Origin of the sequence: Burkholderia sp. AU33423 (genome assembly GCF_002223135.1) — a bacterium.
Taxonomy (GTDB): Bacteria; Pseudomonadota; Gammaproteobacteria; order Burkholderiales; family Burkholderiaceae; genus Burkholderia; species Burkholderia lata_D.
The window spans coordinates 2,095,111-2,111,890 of sequence record NZ_NKFH01000007.1; the positions used below are offsets into that span (position 1 = coordinate 2,095,111).

The 16,780-nt window shown below is 67.7% G+C and carries 16 protein-coding genes; 4 read left to right on the forward strand and 12 right to left on the reverse strand.

Annotated elements, in window-relative coordinates; translation table 11 throughout:
- Positions 1-16: 16 nt before the first annotated feature.
- The 4 genes from CFB50_RS28070 to CFB50_RS28085 all read right to left on the reverse strand — a co-directional run bounded on the left by CFB50_RS28070 (position 17) and on the right by CFB50_RS28085 (position 5,505).
- Positions 17-1,813, reverse strand: coding sequence for a DUF2341 domain-containing protein (locus CFB50_RS28070; RefSeq protein ID WP_089448443.1), 1,797 nt, complete (start codon positions 1,811-1,813; stop codon positions 17-19).
- Positions 1,814-1,881: 68 nt separating this feature from the next.
- Entirely contained in the window at positions 1,882-3,534 is a 1,653-nt protein-coding gene (locus CFB50_RS28075) for a ShlB/FhaC/HecB family hemolysin secretion/activation protein (protein WP_069252975.1), read from the reverse strand.
- A gap of 151 nt (positions 3,535-3,685) precedes the next feature.
- Entirely contained in the window at positions 3,686-4,336 is a 651-nt protein-coding gene (gene cysC, locus CFB50_RS28080) for an adenylyl-sulfate kinase (protein WP_089447971.1), read from the reverse strand.
- Positions 4,333-5,505 (reverse strand): TIGR03032 family protein, encoded by a 1,173-nt coding sequence (locus tag CFB50_RS28085; RefSeq protein WP_089447972.1) that lies wholly within the window; start codon positions 5,503-5,505, stop codon positions 4,333-4,335. The genes cysC and CFB50_RS28085 overlap by 4 nt, the downstream gene beginning before the upstream one ends.
- 634 nt (positions 5,506-6,139) lie before the next feature.
- Between CFB50_RS28085 and CFB50_RS28090 the strand changes: the two genes are divergently transcribed.
- Both CFB50_RS28090 and gspK read left to right on the forward strand, forming a co-directional pair.
- The gene (locus tag CFB50_RS28090; protein WP_089447973.1) at positions 6,140-6,712 is read left to right on the forward strand and encodes a hypothetical protein; all 573 of its coding nucleotides are present in this window, start codon (positions 6,140-6,142) and stop codon (positions 6,710-6,712) included.
- A 36-nt stretch (positions 6,713-6,748) separates the two neighbouring features.
- A complete protein-coding gene (gene gspK, locus CFB50_RS28095; protein ID WP_089447974.1) occupies positions 6,749-7,744 on the forward strand; it encodes a type II secretion system minor pseudopilin GspK in 996 nt (331 codons plus the stop codon).
- Positions 7,745-7,760: 16 nt separating this feature from the next.
- Here gspK and CFB50_RS28100 read toward each other — a convergent pair whose 3' ends face one another.
- Together CFB50_RS28100 and CFB50_RS28105 are read right to left on the reverse strand one after the other, a co-directional pair.
- Positions 7,761-9,101: a hypothetical protein gene (locus tag CFB50_RS28100; RefSeq protein WP_144020700.1), complete on the reverse strand. Its 1,341-nt coding sequence runs from the start codon at positions 9,099-9,101 to the stop codon at positions 7,761-7,763.
- 267 nt (positions 9,102-9,368) lie between these two features.
- Positions 9,369-11,006: a transposase gene (locus CFB50_RS28105; protein ID WP_089447976.1), complete on the reverse strand. Its 1,638-nt coding sequence runs from the start codon at positions 11,004-11,006 to the stop codon at positions 9,369-9,371.
- Positions 11,007-11,188: 182 nt separating this feature from the next.
- Between CFB50_RS28105 and CFB50_RS28110 the strand changes: the two genes are divergently transcribed.
- Entirely contained in the window at positions 11,189-12,013 is an 825-nt protein-coding gene (locus tag CFB50_RS28110) for a hypothetical protein (RefSeq protein ID WP_089447977.1), read from the forward strand.
- A gap of 272 nt (positions 12,014-12,285) precedes the next feature.
- On the opposite strand, the gene CFB50_RS28115 is transcribed toward CFB50_RS28110, so the two are convergent.
- The 6 genes from CFB50_RS28115 to gspG form a co-directional block, all read right to left on the reverse strand.
- A complete protein-coding gene (locus tag CFB50_RS28115) occupies positions 12,286-12,537 on the reverse strand; it encodes a FecR/PupR family sigma factor regulator (protein WP_240159113.1) in 252 nt (83 codons plus the stop codon).
- A gap of 257 nt (positions 12,538-12,794) precedes the next feature.
- The gene (locus tag CFB50_RS28120) at positions 12,795-13,790 is read right to left on the reverse strand and encodes a FecR family protein (RefSeq protein ID WP_069251919.1); all 996 of its coding nucleotides are present in this window, start codon (positions 13,788-13,790) and stop codon (positions 12,795-12,797) included.
- Between the two features lie 11 nt (positions 13,791-13,801).
- Positions 13,802-14,350 (reverse strand): RNA polymerase sigma factor, encoded by a 549-nt coding sequence (locus CFB50_RS28125; RefSeq protein ID WP_069251920.1) that lies wholly within the window; start codon positions 14,348-14,350, stop codon positions 13,802-13,804.
- A gap of 6 nt (positions 14,351-14,356) precedes the next feature.
- Entirely contained in the window at positions 14,357-15,103 is a 747-nt protein-coding gene (locus CFB50_RS28130) for a secretin and TonB N-terminal domain-containing protein (protein WP_089447979.1), read from the reverse strand.
- A 182-nt stretch (positions 15,104-15,285) separates the two neighbouring features.
- Complete coding sequence (locus tag CFB50_RS28135) at positions 15,286-15,882, reverse strand: GspH/FimT family pseudopilin (RefSeq protein WP_373452974.1); 597 nt, start codon at positions 15,880-15,882, stop codon at positions 15,286-15,288.
- On the reverse strand, positions 15,797-16,264 hold the full coding sequence (gene gspG / locus CFB50_RS28140) for a type II secretion system major pseudopilin GspG (RefSeq protein WP_089447981.1): 468 nt from the start codon (positions 16,262-16,264) through the stop codon (positions 15,797-15,799). Before gspG ends, CFB50_RS28135 begins: the two co-directional genes overlap by 86 nt.
- A gap of 63 nt (positions 16,265-16,327) precedes the next feature.
- Here gspG and CFB50_RS28145 point away from each other — a divergent pair, with 63 nt between their 5' ends.
- The gene (locus CFB50_RS28145) at positions 16,328-16,774 is read left to right on the forward strand and encodes a type II secretion system protein N (protein WP_089447982.1); all 447 of its coding nucleotides are present in this window, start codon (positions 16,328-16,330) and stop codon (positions 16,772-16,774) included.
- Positions 16,775-16,780: the final 6 nt, after the last annotated feature.

Here is a 16,780-nt window from a genome sequence, read left to right on the forward strand (position 1 = left end):
TGGTCTCCTGCGTGCGTCAGTCGGCCAGCACCGCGTGATCGGGCGCGCGGTGGGCTTCGGCGAGGCGCGTGACGAATTCGTCGACGAACACCTGCATGTTCGCGGTCACGTTCTTGTTGCGGATCAGCAGGTAGTTGTAGCCAAACAGCGCGGGGATCGCGACGAACAGGCCCGTGACGGTGGCGAGCAGCGCGGCCGCGATACCCGGTGCGATCGCGTTCACGTTCACGTCGCCGGCCGCCGCGATCGCCGCGAACGTGATCATCACGCCCACCACCGTGCCCAGCAGCCCGAGGAACGGGCCGCCCGAGATCGCGATCGTCAGCAGCACCATCGACTTCGACAGCCGCTGGTTCTCGCGCACGAGCGTCGCGTCCATCGACGCGCGGATCGCCTCGATCGATTCCGAGGTGATCACCGTGCGGCCGTTGTCATCCACGCGGCTGTGGATTTCATGCACGCCGGCCTTGTACAGCCGGTACAGCGACGACTGGTACAGGCGGCGGCCGTCGGCGCTTGCTTCGTCGACATGCGCGAGACCGACCAGGTGACGCCCGGCCACTTCGCGGAAGCGCTGCACGAAATACTGGTTCGCCTTGTCGACGGCGCCGACGTAGCGCGCCTTCGTCCACATCACGACCCACGACACGAGCGCCATGCCGAGCAGGATCGTGATCACGACCCACGCGTCGACGGTCACCGACTGCACGATCACGCCGAAGTAACCGAAGCCGAAACCCGACTGCTTCTCGTCGGCGCCGTACGCGACGAGCTTCGATTCCGAGCCTTGCGCGAGCGCGTCGACTGCGATTGCCGCCGGCGAGCGCGCGATCTTCGACAGGCGCAGTTCGTCGAGCGCGCCCGAATACGCGGCGAACCCGGCCGGCGCACCCGTTGCGTCCGCACCGATCGTCGCTGCGCCGTTCAGCGCGGGCAGCGTCGCCGCGACCTGGGCGGCCTGCTTGCCGTTCACGTAGACGGTGAGGTTCTTGCCATCGGCCGTGACCGCGAGATATGTCCACTGGTTCGCGGCGACCGGCGACGCGGCCGGCGTGCGCACCGGTGCCGCGCCACCCGCGACTTCCGCGAACGGCACGCCGTTGTCCAGACCGATCAGCAGCGCGTTCGCGCCGTCGCGACGGCTGTACAGCAGCGTGTTCGCCGCGAGCGCCGACGGCTTCACCCACGCGCTGAACGTGAAGCTGCCGCCGGCCGGTACGTTCAGCGACGCACTGGCCGGCAGCGTCAGCGACCCGCTGCCGTCGAACCGCGCGCCCTTGCCGACGATGCCATCCTCGACCGTCCTGAACGACGCGTTCTGCGCGTGGTTGCCGTACGCGGTCAGATCCTTCGGCGGCGCACCCGCCGCGCCGTTGAAGTGGTAGACGAGCGTGTAGTCGGCATCCAACGTCTCGGCCGGCTTGCTGCCGTCCGGCGCCTTCTTGTTGCCGTAGTACATCCAGATCGACTCCGCGGCGCCGGCCGGCATCTTCGGAATGTCGACCCAGATCAGCGCGACGCCGAGCACCGGATCGTATTGCTCGACGTGGTAGTTCAGCGGCGTCTTGTCGTCGGCGGCGACGAAGCGGATGTCCGCGCCGTTGTCGGCCAGCCCGTCGAACTGGAAGTTGCCCGAGTGCAGGCGGATCAGCAGCGGCACGCGGCCGGCCGACTCCGCGAGATTAGCGCCTTTCGCGCTCGCGTCGATCGTGATCGCCTTCCGGTACGACCAGTCGTTCTGCCACCATGCGTTCGCGATGCCGGGCAGCACGCCGAGCATCACCGCCAACAGGAAAATCAAGACTCGCTTCACGATCCACTCCCCGAATGTGCGGGCACCGCGCTCGTCGCATCGCCCTGGCACGATCAAAAAAAAATCCGTCAGAACCCCAGCCTTACGTAGAAATCGAACCGCGGGCTGTACTGCCGCGTATAGACGCCCGCCTTCAACGGCCACCCGGCCTCGAAATCCGCGCTCGCGTACTTCATGATCTGCACCCGTGTGCCGACGCCGACACTCATCAGGTTGAAGCGCGACGTCTGCTCCGGCAGCGGGCTCAAGAGCCACAGGTGCGCCGCATCGAAGAACGCGTGGAAACGCCACTCGTTCACGCGGCTGCCGACCGCGCCGCCGAGCCACTTGGCGAGCGACGGGCTGCGCAGTTCGACCGATGCGATCACGCCGCTGTCGGCCGTGTCCTCGGCCTGCATGTAGCCGCGCACGCTGTTCATCCCGCCCGCGGCGAACTGCTCGCTCGACACGAGCGGCGAGTTCGAGATCTGCGCGTTCACGTGCGCGTTGGCCTGCATGTCGTTCGCGAAGCGCTGCGTGTGGTTGACGTCGAACTTGCCGTACACGAAATCGGGCGTCGCGTTGTAGCGCTTGTTGTCCCATGCACCCCAGTCGCTACCCAGGCCGCGGAGGTTCGTCGTCACCGATGCGGAGAACGACGTCTGCGAATTCTTCAGGCTCAGCTGGCCGTTGTACGACAGCGTCACCGGCACGTACGTCAGCGGCGCGGTCGAGCCCGTCTGGCCCGGTATCGACACGTTTTCGTCGAAGTGCTTGCGGTCGATCTCGACGCTGACCGAATGCGCGTAGGTTTCCGTTGCCGGCAGCGCATAGATCGCGGTGAAGCCGTACGTGGTGCCCTTGCCGAGCACGTTGGTGTTCGCGACCGACGCGACGTTGCTGTCCGAATGCACGACCGTCGCGAGGAAGCTCCAGCGCGAATCCCTGATCGGCGCGAGATACGAGAACGCGTAGACGCGCGCATCGTTCGGATGCTGCGGCGCGAGCACGTAGGTGCCGGAGATCACATGGCCGAGCTGCCACAGATTCGAGTAGCTGAGGTTCGCGGTCGTGCGCAGCGTCGAGGTGCCGGGGCTGTTGTCGTTGTTCAGTTCGAGCGAGCCGTGCAGCGGGCTGTGGTCGTCGACCTTCAGGTCGACGTCGACCGTCTGCGGCAACGCACCCGGCTTGAGGATCGGAATCACCTGCCGGTCCGCCGAGCGGTTCAGGTCGGTGAGTTGCTGCTGCGCCTGGTTGAAATCGGGCACCTGGCCCTCGGCCAGCGCGGGCACCGCATCGCGGATGTTCTGCGGCGAGTTGTATTTCGCGCCGTCGACACGCAAGCGCCCGACCTTCGCTTCCGTCACCTGCAGCAGGATCACGCCGTTCTTCACCTGCTGCTGCGGCAGCTCGACGACGACCGACTGGTAGCCGCGATCCTGGTACGCCTTCTGCAATGCGTCACGCGCCGCGTTCACGTCGGCGAGCGTGCGGCCCGGCCCTTCGAACGGATACACGGCCTTTTCGATCTCGAGCGTCGGCAACGTCGTGTTGCCGCGCACCACGAAGGCATTCACGTCGAACGACTGCGGGGCGGCCGGCGCCGCTTTCGCGGCGGGCGCGGCTTCCTGCGCATGAATCCCCGGCGCAAAACCCAGCCCCCCGGCCAGCACGACACCCGCCAGGCATCGGCAGTTCAGCCGCCATCGTTCGCGTGACTTGCGGTCTACTCTCGGCGGCATGCGCCATTCCCCTTTGTTGTTCCGGATCGAAGCCAAGCGCACCGCGCCAGCCGTTCGCCCCGCTATCAAATGCCTGTTTCACTTTGATGACGATTTATTCGTCATCCTTAGCATGATCTGCGCAATGCCATTTCCACTCACCGAACCGGCCTTAGCCGTGATGCATCCGCGCTGCCCCCGCATCGGCCGCACCACCGAACTGTGCACAGGCGAACTGCATCAGCGTATCGACGCACGTCGCAAGCGAAGCACGACCCGTATCGATCTCGAGGTCGGCTGCCACCGGCGGTTCGTACGGCGCCGACACACCCGTGAATTCCGGCAGCGCACCACACCGCGCCTTCGCGTACAGCCCCTTCGGATCCCGCGCCTCGCAGCAGGCCAGCGCCGTGCTCACATACACTTCACGGAATGCCGGCCCCACGATCGCTCTCGCTTCGTCGCGCATCGCCGCGAGCGGTGAAATGACCGCGACGATCGCAAGCGCGCCGGATTCGCTCAACAGTGCCGCGACTTCGGCAATGCGCCGCACATTCTCGAAGCGATCCTGCACCGTAAAACCGAGATCCCGATTCAGCCCCGTCCGCAACCGGTCGCCATCGAGCACCACCGGATGCATGCATCGGTCGTCCAGTCGCGCGGCCACCGCGTCGGCCAGCGTCGTCTTGCCCGCGCCCGACAACCCCGTGAGCCACAGCACCCCGCCGGCCCGCTGCGGCGAGGCTCCCCACCCTGCGCGAGCCCCGTCTATCGATAAGGACGAAACGACACCGGGAAACCCGCAACGATCGATCTTCATCACGCCCTCTCCCCCGTATTCGCGGGTTCGTCGTCCTCGCGCGGACGCGTCTGCCAGAAGCCGCCCTGCATCGTCACAATCGACGGTGTCTCGGCCCATTGATGCGGGCTCAGGATGTCGGCACGCCGCACGTTCGGGAGCACCTGCACGTCGAAGATCTCGTCGACGCCGTTGAAGAACTGAAGGATGCCGAGCACGTCACCGGTGTTCGCGTCGAGCGCGGCCACCCCCGCGACCAGCACATCCGATTCGCTTTCGATCGGCAACCCCTGCGGGCCGCGTTTGTCGCGCAGCTTCGACAGCCCGACGAACAACACGCCGCCGTACTCGGCAAGGCCGTGCGTAAAGCCCGGCAGCTTCGCGAGCACACGCCGCGCACCGGACTGTGGATCGATCTGCAGCACGTGGCCGCGGCCGCCTTCGAGCACATGCAGCCGCCCGCCGATCACGCGCGGCGAATGCGGCATCGACAGCCCCGATGCGACGACCCGGCCGGACGGCACCTCCATCACGATGCCGCTGCTGGCCATCCCGCTCCGCCAGCCGAACGGCTCGTTGCTCATGCCCAGTGCGGTCACGAAGCGCACCTTGCCATCGGCAAACGCCATGCCGTTCAGGTGACAGCGATCGTCCGGCGCGGTCTCCGTCACGAACGGCGGCTGCCAGATCGGCGTGAAGTTGAAATAGCCGTCGATCACGCTGATGCACGAATAGCGTGTGTTGACCGCGAGCAGGACGTGCTTGTCGAACGCCATGTCGTGCAGGTCGAGATCGCCGGTGTAGTAGGACATGCGCGGCACGAACATCGCGTCGTAGTGATCCGGGCGAGCCGGATAGCGCGGCGCGAGCGTCGACACGTTCGCGAACACCATCAGTTCGTGCATCGTCGCGACCGCGAGCCGGTTGCCCGACACGGCCATCCCCATCGAGCGCGGCAACAGGCACGCGGACAGCGTGGGAACGCCGTCGTCAACGCCGATCACGGCGACGCCGGACGGACGGCGGCTCACGGCCAGCGAGCACTTGAGCGCCTCGAGCACGTGCAGGAAGCGCCCCGTGTCGCGCAGGTTGATGACCGGCGACAGCGCTTCCGCCTGCCGTGCCGATGCGTCGTCCGTTGGCGCGCCGCTATCGCCGGTGGGCCTGGTTTCCTCGAACTGTTCCACTGTCATGCACCTGTTGGCTTCATGCCGCCTGATGAGAAAAAATGCGCGTATCCGCGTGCTCCCGCGCGCCGGCACGGCGCATCGGTGCCGCTTGCGGCGCACCAAGTCGCAGCTCCCACCTACCTAGACGGAACGAAGCGCGCATTGCCGCAATGTTTTTTTGCGTGACGTCGATCGATCCGCCGGCACGGGCAAACGATCGACGCAAGCGGCCTGCAATGCGCGCGCAGCCGCCCCTCGCGCAAGACTGGCGAGAGGCGGCGCATGACCTTGCGTGGCCCCCGTTTCGTGTACGTGTCGTCGCCTGGCCGGCGTGCGGCGCCCGGCGGTCCGCCGTTGCGCGCGGACGGCCGGCAAACGTGTCGCCGTCTGGCCGGCCGACGCGCAAAAAGCGCGACGTGCCGGCGCGCAGCCCGACAATCCTCCGGTTTCAACCGGGAAGTTTTTGTGACATTCCGCTGAAGATATTCACGAAACGCTCGCGAAACACGGCAAGCGATCGTCGAGACCGTTTACGCGGCGCCGCGCACACGCGATGTGCCGCGCGGCAAACTGCCGGCACGCGCGAAATCCTGCGGCTTGCGGCTGCCCGCTTCGTCCTAGCTATTGAGACCAGAACACGTCAACGACAGGACCCTCCATGTCATTTGCCACGATGCTCGTTCGGTGGCTCGCCGGGCGATTGTCCGGCACCGCCGGATTGCCGGGCCGGCCGCTTGCGCCCGCCGCTCATGCCGCTCATGCCGCGCTGATTCCGCCGCTGCGCTGGCGCGCGCCGTGGCTCGCGTGGCAACTGCTGTCGTGGTCCGTCCTCACCTTGCTCGCGCCGCCGATCTGGATGATCGGCACGCTGCTGCTGATCAATCCGGCGAGCGACCAGCCGCTGTTCTGGGGGCTCGCGATGGCGATCGTGCCCGTCGCAAACGGGGTCGCGATCGTCGCGACGAACCAGCGGCATCACCGCATGCCGTTCACGCGGCGTCCGGTGGTCGCGGCACACATGTTCGGCATCGCGATGGCCGTCGGCTGTGCGCTGTTCGTGCTGCTGCTGTGGCGTTCGCACGCGATCGCCAGCCTGGTCGGCCCGTTGGCGAACGACGGCATGCGTCCCGCGACGCTCGCGTGCTGGGTCGTGGGGCTCGCCGCGCTGTTCGGCGTCACGTCATCTGCGCATGCGAGCATCGCGCATGCGTGGCTGGCGTTCGAGGTGTGAGCGCACCGCGCCGACAGACACTGCGGAGGCACGCGGATGCATCGATACGGGACAGGCAGGACCGCGCGCGCACGGCGCGAACGCGGCATCGCGATCGTGACGGTGCTGCTCGTCGTCGCGCTGGCGGCCACGCTTGCCGCCAGCGTGCTGTGGCGCCAGCAGGTCGCGACGCGCGACGTCGAGAACCAGCGGCTCGCCACGCAGACGATGTGGATCGAGCGCGCCGCGGTCGAATGGGCGCGCGCGACGCTGCGCGCGCAAAGTGCGACGTCGAACGTCACGTTCGTCGGCCAGCCGTGGTCGGCACCGGTCGCCGACGTACCGCTCTCGGACCTGCTGCCGTCCGACGCGCTGGCGGTCAACGCCGAGCTGTCGCGCGCGTGGATCTCGGGCAGCGTCGAGGACGCGCAGGCGCGCTTCAACCTGACGAACCTCGTGTCGCGCGTCGCGCCCGGCAAGCCGTGGCAGTCCAGCGGCGAGGGCGTGCTGGCGTACCGGCGCCTGCTCGGCCAGCTGTCGCTCGATCCCGCGCTCGCGCAATCGACGGCCGACTACATGCTGCGCTCGCTGCGCGACGCGAACGGCCCGGACGGCTGGCCGCTGCAGCTCGTGTCCGTCGACGATCTCGCGCGCATTCCCGGCTACGACGCACGCGTGATCGAAGCAATCGCGCCCTTCGTGACGATCCTGCCCGACCTGACCGTCGTCAACGCGAACACTGCGGCCGAACCCGTGCTCGTCGCCGCGATTCCGAGACTGTCGCCGAGCCAGGCCAAGCGGCTCGTCGACCGGCGCGCGACAGCCTATTTCGTCAGTACCGGCGACATCGCCGAATACCTGCTGCCGGCGCAGGGCGGCAATCCGACGCTGCCGGTCGGCTCTGCCGTCGGCGTGAACAGCGGCTATTTCCTCGTGCATTGCCGCGTGCATTCGGCGCGGATCAACACGCGTATCGACACGCTGATCGCGCGCTACGGCAGCGGCAATTTCGCGTGGACGTCGGTCATCTGGGTGCGACGGCTCACGAGTTGAAGCCTACGGGTTGACCTCAATGCGTACACGGGCCGACGGGCTTCATGTCGGTCAAGTCGATCCCGCCCGCATCATCCTGGATATATCTGCCCAGACCGGATCCGTGGTCGCCATTGAAGACGCAATCGCTGAACGCCGGCAAACTTCTCAGGCGACCGTGAACCGGCATGCCATCCATGAAACGGTCTTTGGCGAGCGCATCCATACTGTAGAAACGATCGTTGACCAACATGAACGCGGACTCACCGGAAACCGGGCCAAACAAGCCGTGAAGAAGAAAAATGGCAGCGTTGCTCCGATTCAGTCCCTTGATCACGACTTTTTTTACCGGCTCCAATGTCCCGCGCGGAATGACGAGCAGGTTGCCCTGAATCCCGTATCCCGCTTTGTCACTCCGGCTGTTCGGCGCGACGCATCGAAGGTCCGGCTGCCCCGGAACCGGGCAAGCCGGCGTCACGACGGAAAAGGCATCGGGACTCAATCCCTCTATCTTCCTGAAGCCCTGATCAAAGACATTCCGTCGATCCGCATAAAAAGCCGGTGACAGGATCCTGAGCACTCCGTCGATCTTGTTCAGCCATTTCACGCCGTCGGCGTAGTCGACACTGAAAGCATTCCCGCCGTTCATGGCCAGGTCGCTGACATTCAGGATTGCTCCGTCAAACACTTTGACGGGAGCGTCCGGAGTCATCCCCTTTGCCAGCCTGCCGTCAAAAAATACATGGTTTGCATCGCGTGCCCATTGATCGCCTTGCGCGCCGTCGGGTACGAAGCACTGGAATGAACGGACGTCCGCATCGACGATCTTGAAAGGCAGATCCTCGACCCGGCCGGCTTCATGACTGTGATCGCTCGTCAGGGTGAAAATCGCTTGCCCATCGGTAGCATAGGTCGGGGGGCACCCCGCGACGAGATCCAGGTTCGGCGTGGATGTGACCTGATAGTAGTTGCGGTAGTGGTGCACCTCGTTCCGGCGGGCTATCCGAGGAAGCGCACACGCTGCGCTGAAACCCGCGACATCTCCGCCGCCGCAATACGGGCCTTGATAGACGTCCGTGCCGAGAATGAAATATCCCTTCCCGCCCACGATCGCGAACGCTCCCCGTTGCCGCGCTCCGGAACCTGCGTCGTTGTAATCATCCCAGGTCTGCGGCTGGGTGCCGATCACCTTGACGTCCTGCTTGGTGCAAGCCTTGGTCTCGACCTCCTTCCATGACGTCTTTTTCCCGGTGAACGCCTCGCCTGCTGCAGGCACGTACCACGTCTCCTCGCATGTCGAGGTGGTATAGGCGTGTACCCGGGAGCCGAAACCCAGACTGGCGCACATCGCCAGAAAGAAGAGCATCACTCGTGTCATGTCGTCTGCGTGAGATAGAAGTGCATCCGCCCCGGCAGATCGCCGGGATATGCGCATAGGGAAATGCAGTAACGGATGAGTCTATCCGACAAACGATTCCGAGTAGCCGGCACGCCAATGAGCCGCGACGGGCGAGCGCCCCATCCTTTCTCTCATGGTCGTGGTAGGGCTGCTATCCCGATCCCGATGTCGTCGCAACGGGATCCAAGCCGGCGCCTCGCTCGAAACACGACACTGACCGCAACCGCGAGTCATCAAACCGGCACGCTAGACCCGCGACAACTCGCCCAACCCGACCGCACGCACGCCCTGCGGCGTCACCGCCGCATCGAACGACAGCCGCGTGAAGCTCGTCTCGCGCACTTCGCCGAGCAGCCGGTTCCAGTCGTCGATCGACACGAGCAGCGCGATCGGCCGGTTGTACTTGGTCACCATCACGAGCGCCTCGCCCGCATGCCGCAGCGCCTTCGACGGATTGCTGCTGAAGTCGCGCGTCGCCATCGCGATCGTGCGCAGGCTGAACACGTTGGCGGCCGGATCGTCGCCGTCGTCGTGCATCAGGCGCTCGAGCGTCGCCGCGCGCAGCAACGCCTGCGACTTCGCGGACAGCCGGTTGTCGCGGCGTCGACGCCGCTCGCTGCGCGGGTCGACGTGCACGGCGAGCATCCGCACGATCTGGCCGAGCGTCGTCGCGGGCAGCTGGTCGTAACGCTGCCACCAGTCCGGCGGCAGCGCGATCATCATGCCCGCGTAGGTCGCCGTCACGCCGTCGGCGATCAGCGACGGCAAGCGGTCGACGTCACGCGCGTCGAGCGCGAGCGCCGCCCCGACAACGCGCGTCATCACGCTGAACGCGTTGTAGGCAAACGCGGCGATCCCGCTCGCCAGCAGCGCCGCGCGGGCGGGCACCGCGCCAAACGGCGCGCCGCCCGTGACGGGCTCGAGCGCCAGCGGCAGCGCGTCGCGCCAGCGCCGGCACGACAGCGCCACGACCTGCGGTGCGTCGAACCGCTCGGCCGGCAGATCGGTCAGCAGCGTGACGATTTCGCCGGGCGTCTCCGCGCTGTGCCATTCGATGCGCCGAAACGTGCCCGACACGCCGCCTTCGCCGACCATCCCGACGGATTGTTCGCGCACGCGTCCGTCGCCGAACCCGCCGCCCTCCTGCCAGTCGCCAAGCGGCCGGCACGCGGCCGAGCGGCCGTATTCACGCAACACGAACGCGCCGCCGCGGCGCGGCCAGCCGGAAAGGAGCGCGTCCGTATCGAAGCGCCCGTCGACGATCCACAGCTCGCCGGGCCGCACCGTTTCAAGCAGCGCGCCGACGAAGGCACGCTCGTGCGTCCGGCCACGCTCGCACGGCAGCAGGTCGACGATCATCCCGAGTTCCGGATCGTAGACCGGCAGGACGCGCGCACCGCCCGCCGCCGCATCGCGCGCGGGGTCATCACATGCGCGCCCGCAGTCGCATCCGCCGGCCTGCGGTGCGCAGGCCTCGCCGGTACCGTCCAGCACACGCAGCCGCATCCCGTCGACTGCATGCACGCCGTCGACGTTGTGCGCCGACGCAACCGGCAGCAGCAGTTCGACACTGTCCCTGGCCAGCGCACGCCCCCAGCCGGCACGCCACCGGCTCATGCAATCGTGCAGTGCCGTCACGGCGGAACCCCACCCCGGCGCAGCGGCCACGCCGGCATCCGGCGTCCGCTGCCACGCGGCAATCGATGCGATCGCGTCGACGGCGAGGGCAAACAGCGCCTCGCGGATCGACTCGCCGTCGGGCTCGTCGCCGGCGTCCGCCGCGGCGCCGATCCAGTCGTCGTGCAGCGCGCATTGCAGCACGAGCCGCGCCATGATCGTCATCGGGCTCTGCTCGACAAAGCGTTCCACGATCGTGCGCATCATCGGATGACCCCACACTGTCTGGTTGATCGCACGCGCCGCCGCAACGGCATGCGCACGCGTGCGTCGCGATACGTTCGCACTTGACGAGTGGCCCGCGACGCCGCAGCATCGTGGGCGACCGGACCCGCGCGACGGCGCGCCGCCGCGGCGGTCCGCCCGCAATCGATGCACGAGGCACCGGCATGTACGTAGATCCCCGCGTGGCCCATGGCCGCGCCCGGTTCGACCTGAGCGGCTCCCCGCGGCTCGTCGCCGACGAGCGCCGCTGGGAAATCAGCGACGTCGTCACGCGCGGCCTCGACGATTTCACGGGCATACGCAACCGCCGCAACCTGATGCGGCTGCTCGAACGCCAGATCGCGCCGAAGCTCGCGCGCCTCGGGCTCGAGCCGTACGTCGGCGCGCTCGGTCATGCCGAAGGGTTGTTCGTCAACTTCTCGACGATGAGCGCCGAGCACGGCCTGCGCGAATTCCAGCTTCAACTGACGGTGCCCGACCTCGTGCTGCGCAGCTTCGCGTCGAACGTGATCCGGCCGCACGCGGTCGCACGCTGCATGCAGCGCAACGGCGTGATGTCGCTGGCGGAAATCGAGCATGAAACGCGCATCGCGTTCGTCGCGGCGCGCGTGATGCGCTCGCTGGCCCTCGCGGAAGGCTGGCAGCAGATCGGCGTGCCGACGCCGCACGGGCTGTTCGTCGGCGCGCTGACCGACGCGCACGACGTCGCGATGAACACCTATTTCCGGCCCGGCGACAACGACCGTCCGTCGCGCTGGAGCGGCTTCTCGGCCCTCTTCTCGTCGATGCCGGACTGGCGGCCGGAACAGGTCCGGCACGGCGGCGATCTGCTGCAATGGATGGTCAACCATATCGTGGCCCTGCAAGAATCCGCACCGTTCGTCGAACGCTTTCCTTTTCTGCGCGAGCCGCTGCGCGATACCGGCGATCCGCTCGACGCCGCCTGGAACGGCGCACGCGCGGGCCTGCAGCCCGGGGCGCCATCCTGAATCCGGAGTCGTGAATCCGGGCTTGCGTGACGCGGCCGGCACCTCAGCGCCACACGCCCGCCGCCCTGCGTGAACGGTGATCCGGGGGCCCGTTCAGGCCCCCGTTCCCCGGTCTCCGCGCTGCAGTCCCTCTGCACAGCCCCCTCGCTCTCTCATATACAAGGTCGAAGCGGGCCCGCATAACCCGCAGACTTTCTTTCAGCGCGTGCACCGCGACGCGAGCACGAGCGCGATTGCGCACCACTCCGGTGTGCGCGCGCAAAGCCGCCGCCTCAATGCGTACGCGTCGGCCCGCCCGGCTCCTGGCGGCCGACCGTCTCCAGCACGGCCCACATCCAGATCAGCTCGCGGACCGTGCGCGCATGCTCGTCGCTCTGCGCGCGCCAGCGCGCAAACGCGTCGAGTTCCTGTTCCGTCGTGTCACCGGTGCGCAACCACAGCAACCAGCGCACGGCGCCCTCGCGGATCGCATCGGCGCGCGTATTCGCGTCGCCGGGATCCTTGTCCCGTTGCGATTCGTTCATGATCACGCCACCGCCCGAAGCTCCATCGACACACATCCCCCGCACCGCGCATCGCTGCACGGCCGGGGCGCTTGCCACCCACGCCTCGGGTCCGACGACGTCACACCGGGCCGCCATGACGGACAGCCCGGCGTTTGCCGGCCCTCATTGATCAAGTCGTATCGGACGGCCGTAACCCGCAGTGCGCGGACAGCCGCAAGCGCCGCGAACGCATCGCCGGCGGGAGGAAGAACGGAAAGTAAAGCAAGGGAAGCCGGTCAGCTCAGCAGCACGATGTTGCCGGGCAGGCGCGTGATGTGCGCGCCATACAGGCGGCCGACCATGTCGATCACGTCGTCGAGCCGCGTGATCGGGAACTGCGCCTGCATCCGGTTCTCGCCGAGCGACGCGCTGCGCAGGATGACCTTGCCGCGCCGGTAGCGGTTGATCTCGTCGACGACATCGGCGAGCGGCACGCCGTTGAACACCAGCATCCCGCGCCGCCATGCGCTGACCGCGCCCGGATCGATGCGCGACACGGGCTGCACGCCGCGATCGTCGTAGACGACCTGATCGTCGGCCGTCAGCGTGCGTGCACCGCGCGGATGCTCGAGCGCGACCGTGCCGGACAGGCAGGTCACGCAGACCTGCGAGCCGGTGCGCCGCACGTTGAAGCGCGCGACGGTCGCCTGCATGCGGCCGCCGCCGGCCACCACGGTGACGGGCTGGATCGGCGTCGCGCGGCCGGCCGGCGGCGCCGCCGCATCGATCTCCGCCTCGCCGGCGACGACTTCGACGCCGTGCGCGGCGTTGCTCGCGGCCAGCACGTCCAGACGCGTCTGCGTATTCAGTTCCACCGTCACGCGCGACGACAGCGCGACGCTGCGCTGCTCGCCGGTGCCCGTGTGGTAATCGGCCGCGATATCGCCGAGCGACGGCCACAACTGCATCGGCGGGCGCACGGCGAGCCACGACGCGCCGGCTGCGACCGCAAAGCCGATGAACGCACGCCGTCCGGTGCGCATCGTGCGCTCGCGCTTGGCCACGTTTGCCCAGGCAGCTGCCGCGCGTTCCTCATGGGCGAGTTCGGTCGCCGCCGTGCGCAGCGCGCTCCAGGTATCGCGCAGCAGATCGGCGGCTTGCGGACGATCGGCGCACCAGCGCTCGAACGCATCGGCTTCGGCCTGGCTCGCGTCTCCCGAGCGCAGACGCAGCAGCCACGCACTCGCTTCGTCGAGTTCGTCGTGGGCAGGTTCGGCCTGGGCTTTCGTCATCGTCCTGATGCTCAAAATTTACGCGGGCCGCCTCGCGTGCCCGTGTACGGATCGCCGTCTTCCTGCATGCGCTGCAGGCAGTACTTCATTGCCGCACTCAGCTCGCTTTCCACGAGCCGCAGCGAAATGCCGAAATGCTCGGCGATCTCGCGGTTCAGCAGGCCGTCCACGCGGGCGGCCAGCAGGATCGCGCGGCGCCGCGGCGGCAGGCCGCGCAGCACGTCCTTCAGTGTCTCGACCTTGCGGCGCGCCGTGACGATGCGCTCGGGATCCGCCAGTTCGTCGGGCATCTCGAGCAGCGTCTCGACATCGTCGTCGTGCAGATGCCGGCGTTCGCGGCGATGCTGGTCGATCGCGACATTGTTCGCCATCCCGAGTATATAGGCGTCCGCGTTCGTCACCTGCGTGGAGACGTTCGCATTCTCGAGACGCAGCCAGGTTTCGTGCAGCGCGTCGGCGGCGCCGTCCTTCGACCCGGTCACGCGTTCGAGCCGCCTGACCAGATACGCGTAGCGCGTCGCCAGCAGATGCCTGAGCCCGGAGCGGTTGCTGTCGGACATGACGGCCTAGCCCCGGACGGCCGGCTGCGGCGCCGGACAGCGGAAATGCACGCCGTTGCCGGCCGGCCGCAGCAGGATCGTGACCGGCTGCGGCAGGTCCGCCGGCGGCGCGTCGTCCAGCTTCAATGCGCGCAGCGCGCGCATCACCGCCGCGTCGCGGGCGGCCGAACCGCTCGATGCCACCATGTTGACCGCCACCACCGCCCCCCTGTTGTCGATGCGCACCTGCGCGACGAGTCGATAGCTGCCCGGCACGGCCCCCGGCTGCGCGCAGAGCGCATCGATCAGATGCGCCTGCAGCAGGCCCGCGAACGCGCGCCGATCGCCGGAATCGCCGATCCCGTCGATCGGCAAGGCCGCATCCGCCGGCGTGTCGGCCGTCGCGGGCGCCTGCTCGGCGGCCGGCTGCGCGACGATGATCGCTTCGTCCGGGCGCGAGAATTCCGCACGCAACCCCGTTCCGGCCAGCATCCGCTCGAGCGCGTCGCGCGGCGCGAATTCGCCCTGGACCGGCGCACTCGTGCGCCCGTCAAGCAGCGGCGCGGGCGCCAGTACGATCAGCTCGGTGAGCCGCGCGAAGTCCTGCAAGCTCTTCGCGAGCGGCTGCGCGGGCAGATCGAAGCGCATCGCGCTGCCCGGCTGGCGGACGATGGAACCGGTCTCCTGCGCGTGTATGCCCTGCATGCACGGCACGACGAACGCCAGCCACGCGACGAGCGCCAGGACACCGGTCGGCGCCCGTGAACGAGTCATGAATCCCTGGACGGAAGTGGAGTTGCACGTTGCCGGCGAAACGCGCCCCCCCGTGAGCGGTTCCGCAGCAAACGAACATCAGATTGTGAGCGGGCACTATGACAGTCCGGTGAAGCGTGCAGCGATGCGATTCAATCGCGGCGCGTTTCCGCATGGCGGGCATGCCGGGCGCCGAACGTCGCTCACGGCCGGCGCACGACGAAGTTGCCGATGCCCGTGCCGACGACGGCCATCCGCACGTCACCGGACCACAGCGTGATCGTCACGGGCACGTCGATGCCTTCACTGCCGAGCACGACGCGCGACGGCACTTCGCCTCCGCCGGTGTACCGCACCGACACGCCCGTCACTTCGGCGCCCCAGCGGCGTGTGCGATACAGGTCGTCGGTCATTGGCGCCCAGCCGCCGCTTTCGGTGCGCTGCACGAAGCGATAGCCTCCGCCGACCGTCTGCCACGCGATCGGGATCGACCGCACCTGCGCTTCGTCGCCGGCCGATTCGAGCAGGTTCGCCAGGCGCTGTGCCTCCTCCGCCAGATCGGTGCGGCGATTGCGCGACGGCGCGAGCGTCACGACCGCGACCAGCAGCCCCACGATCACGAGCACGACGAGCATCTCCAGCAGCGTGAAGCCCACCGACGTACGACGCGCGACGCGCGTGTGTCGTATGCGGCGGTTCACGACGCGCACGCCGTCACTGCCACGAGCCGATATCCGCATCGTTCCCCTCGCCGCCCGGTTTGCCGTCCGCGCCGTAGCTGAACACGTCGATCGCGCCATGCGCGCCCGGGTTCAGGTATTGATACGGATTGCCCCACGGATCCTTCGGCAACCGCTCCAGATAGCCGCCGTCCTTCCAGTTGTTCGGCACCGGATCGGTGGCCGGCTTCTGGACCAGCGCGGTCAGTCCCTGCTCCTGCGCCGGATAGCGGCCGTTGTCGAGGCGATACAGGTTCAGCGACTGCATCATCGTGCCGATGTCCTGCTTCGCGGCGATGCGGCGTGCCTCGTCCGGACGGCTCATGATCTTCGGCACGATCAGCGCCGCGAGAATCCCGAGGATCGCGACCACCACCATGATCTCGATCAGCGTGAAGCCGCGTTGCGCGTGTCCTCCCGAGTGACCGGCATATCGCGTTCGGGTTTCATTGGGCCCCGTCATCATGCATTCACCCTCGCAACAAAGAATGGAAACATCTTCTGTTCATCGCACCGACCTGTCGCCATGAAACCGTTCGACCTGCTTCGCATCGCGCCGTCGCGCGCCGATCTCGTTCCACTCGCCGCGACGCTCGCCGCCGCCGCGGCACTCGTTGCCGTGTCGCTTTGGGCCGTGCGTGTATTGAGCGTCGCTGATGCGCCGGTCGCGACACCTGCACCGCCGCCCGCGCCGATCGACGTTGCTGCCGGCGCGCGGCTGTTCGGTGCGAAACCCGACGACGGCCGCGATGCCATCCAGCTGCTCGGCGTGCTCGCGTTCGATGCGCGCCGTGCGGCCGCGATCGTCAGCGTCGGCGGCGACGCCTCGCGCGTCGTGTCGCTCGGTGCGTCGATCGGCGAAGCCGCGAAACTGGCCGAGGTTCGTGCGCGCTCGATCGTCGTCGACCGTAACGGGCTGCATCGCGAGATCGCGCTGCCCGCCGCGGAGAAGGCCAACGTATACGTGCGCTGAGCCGCG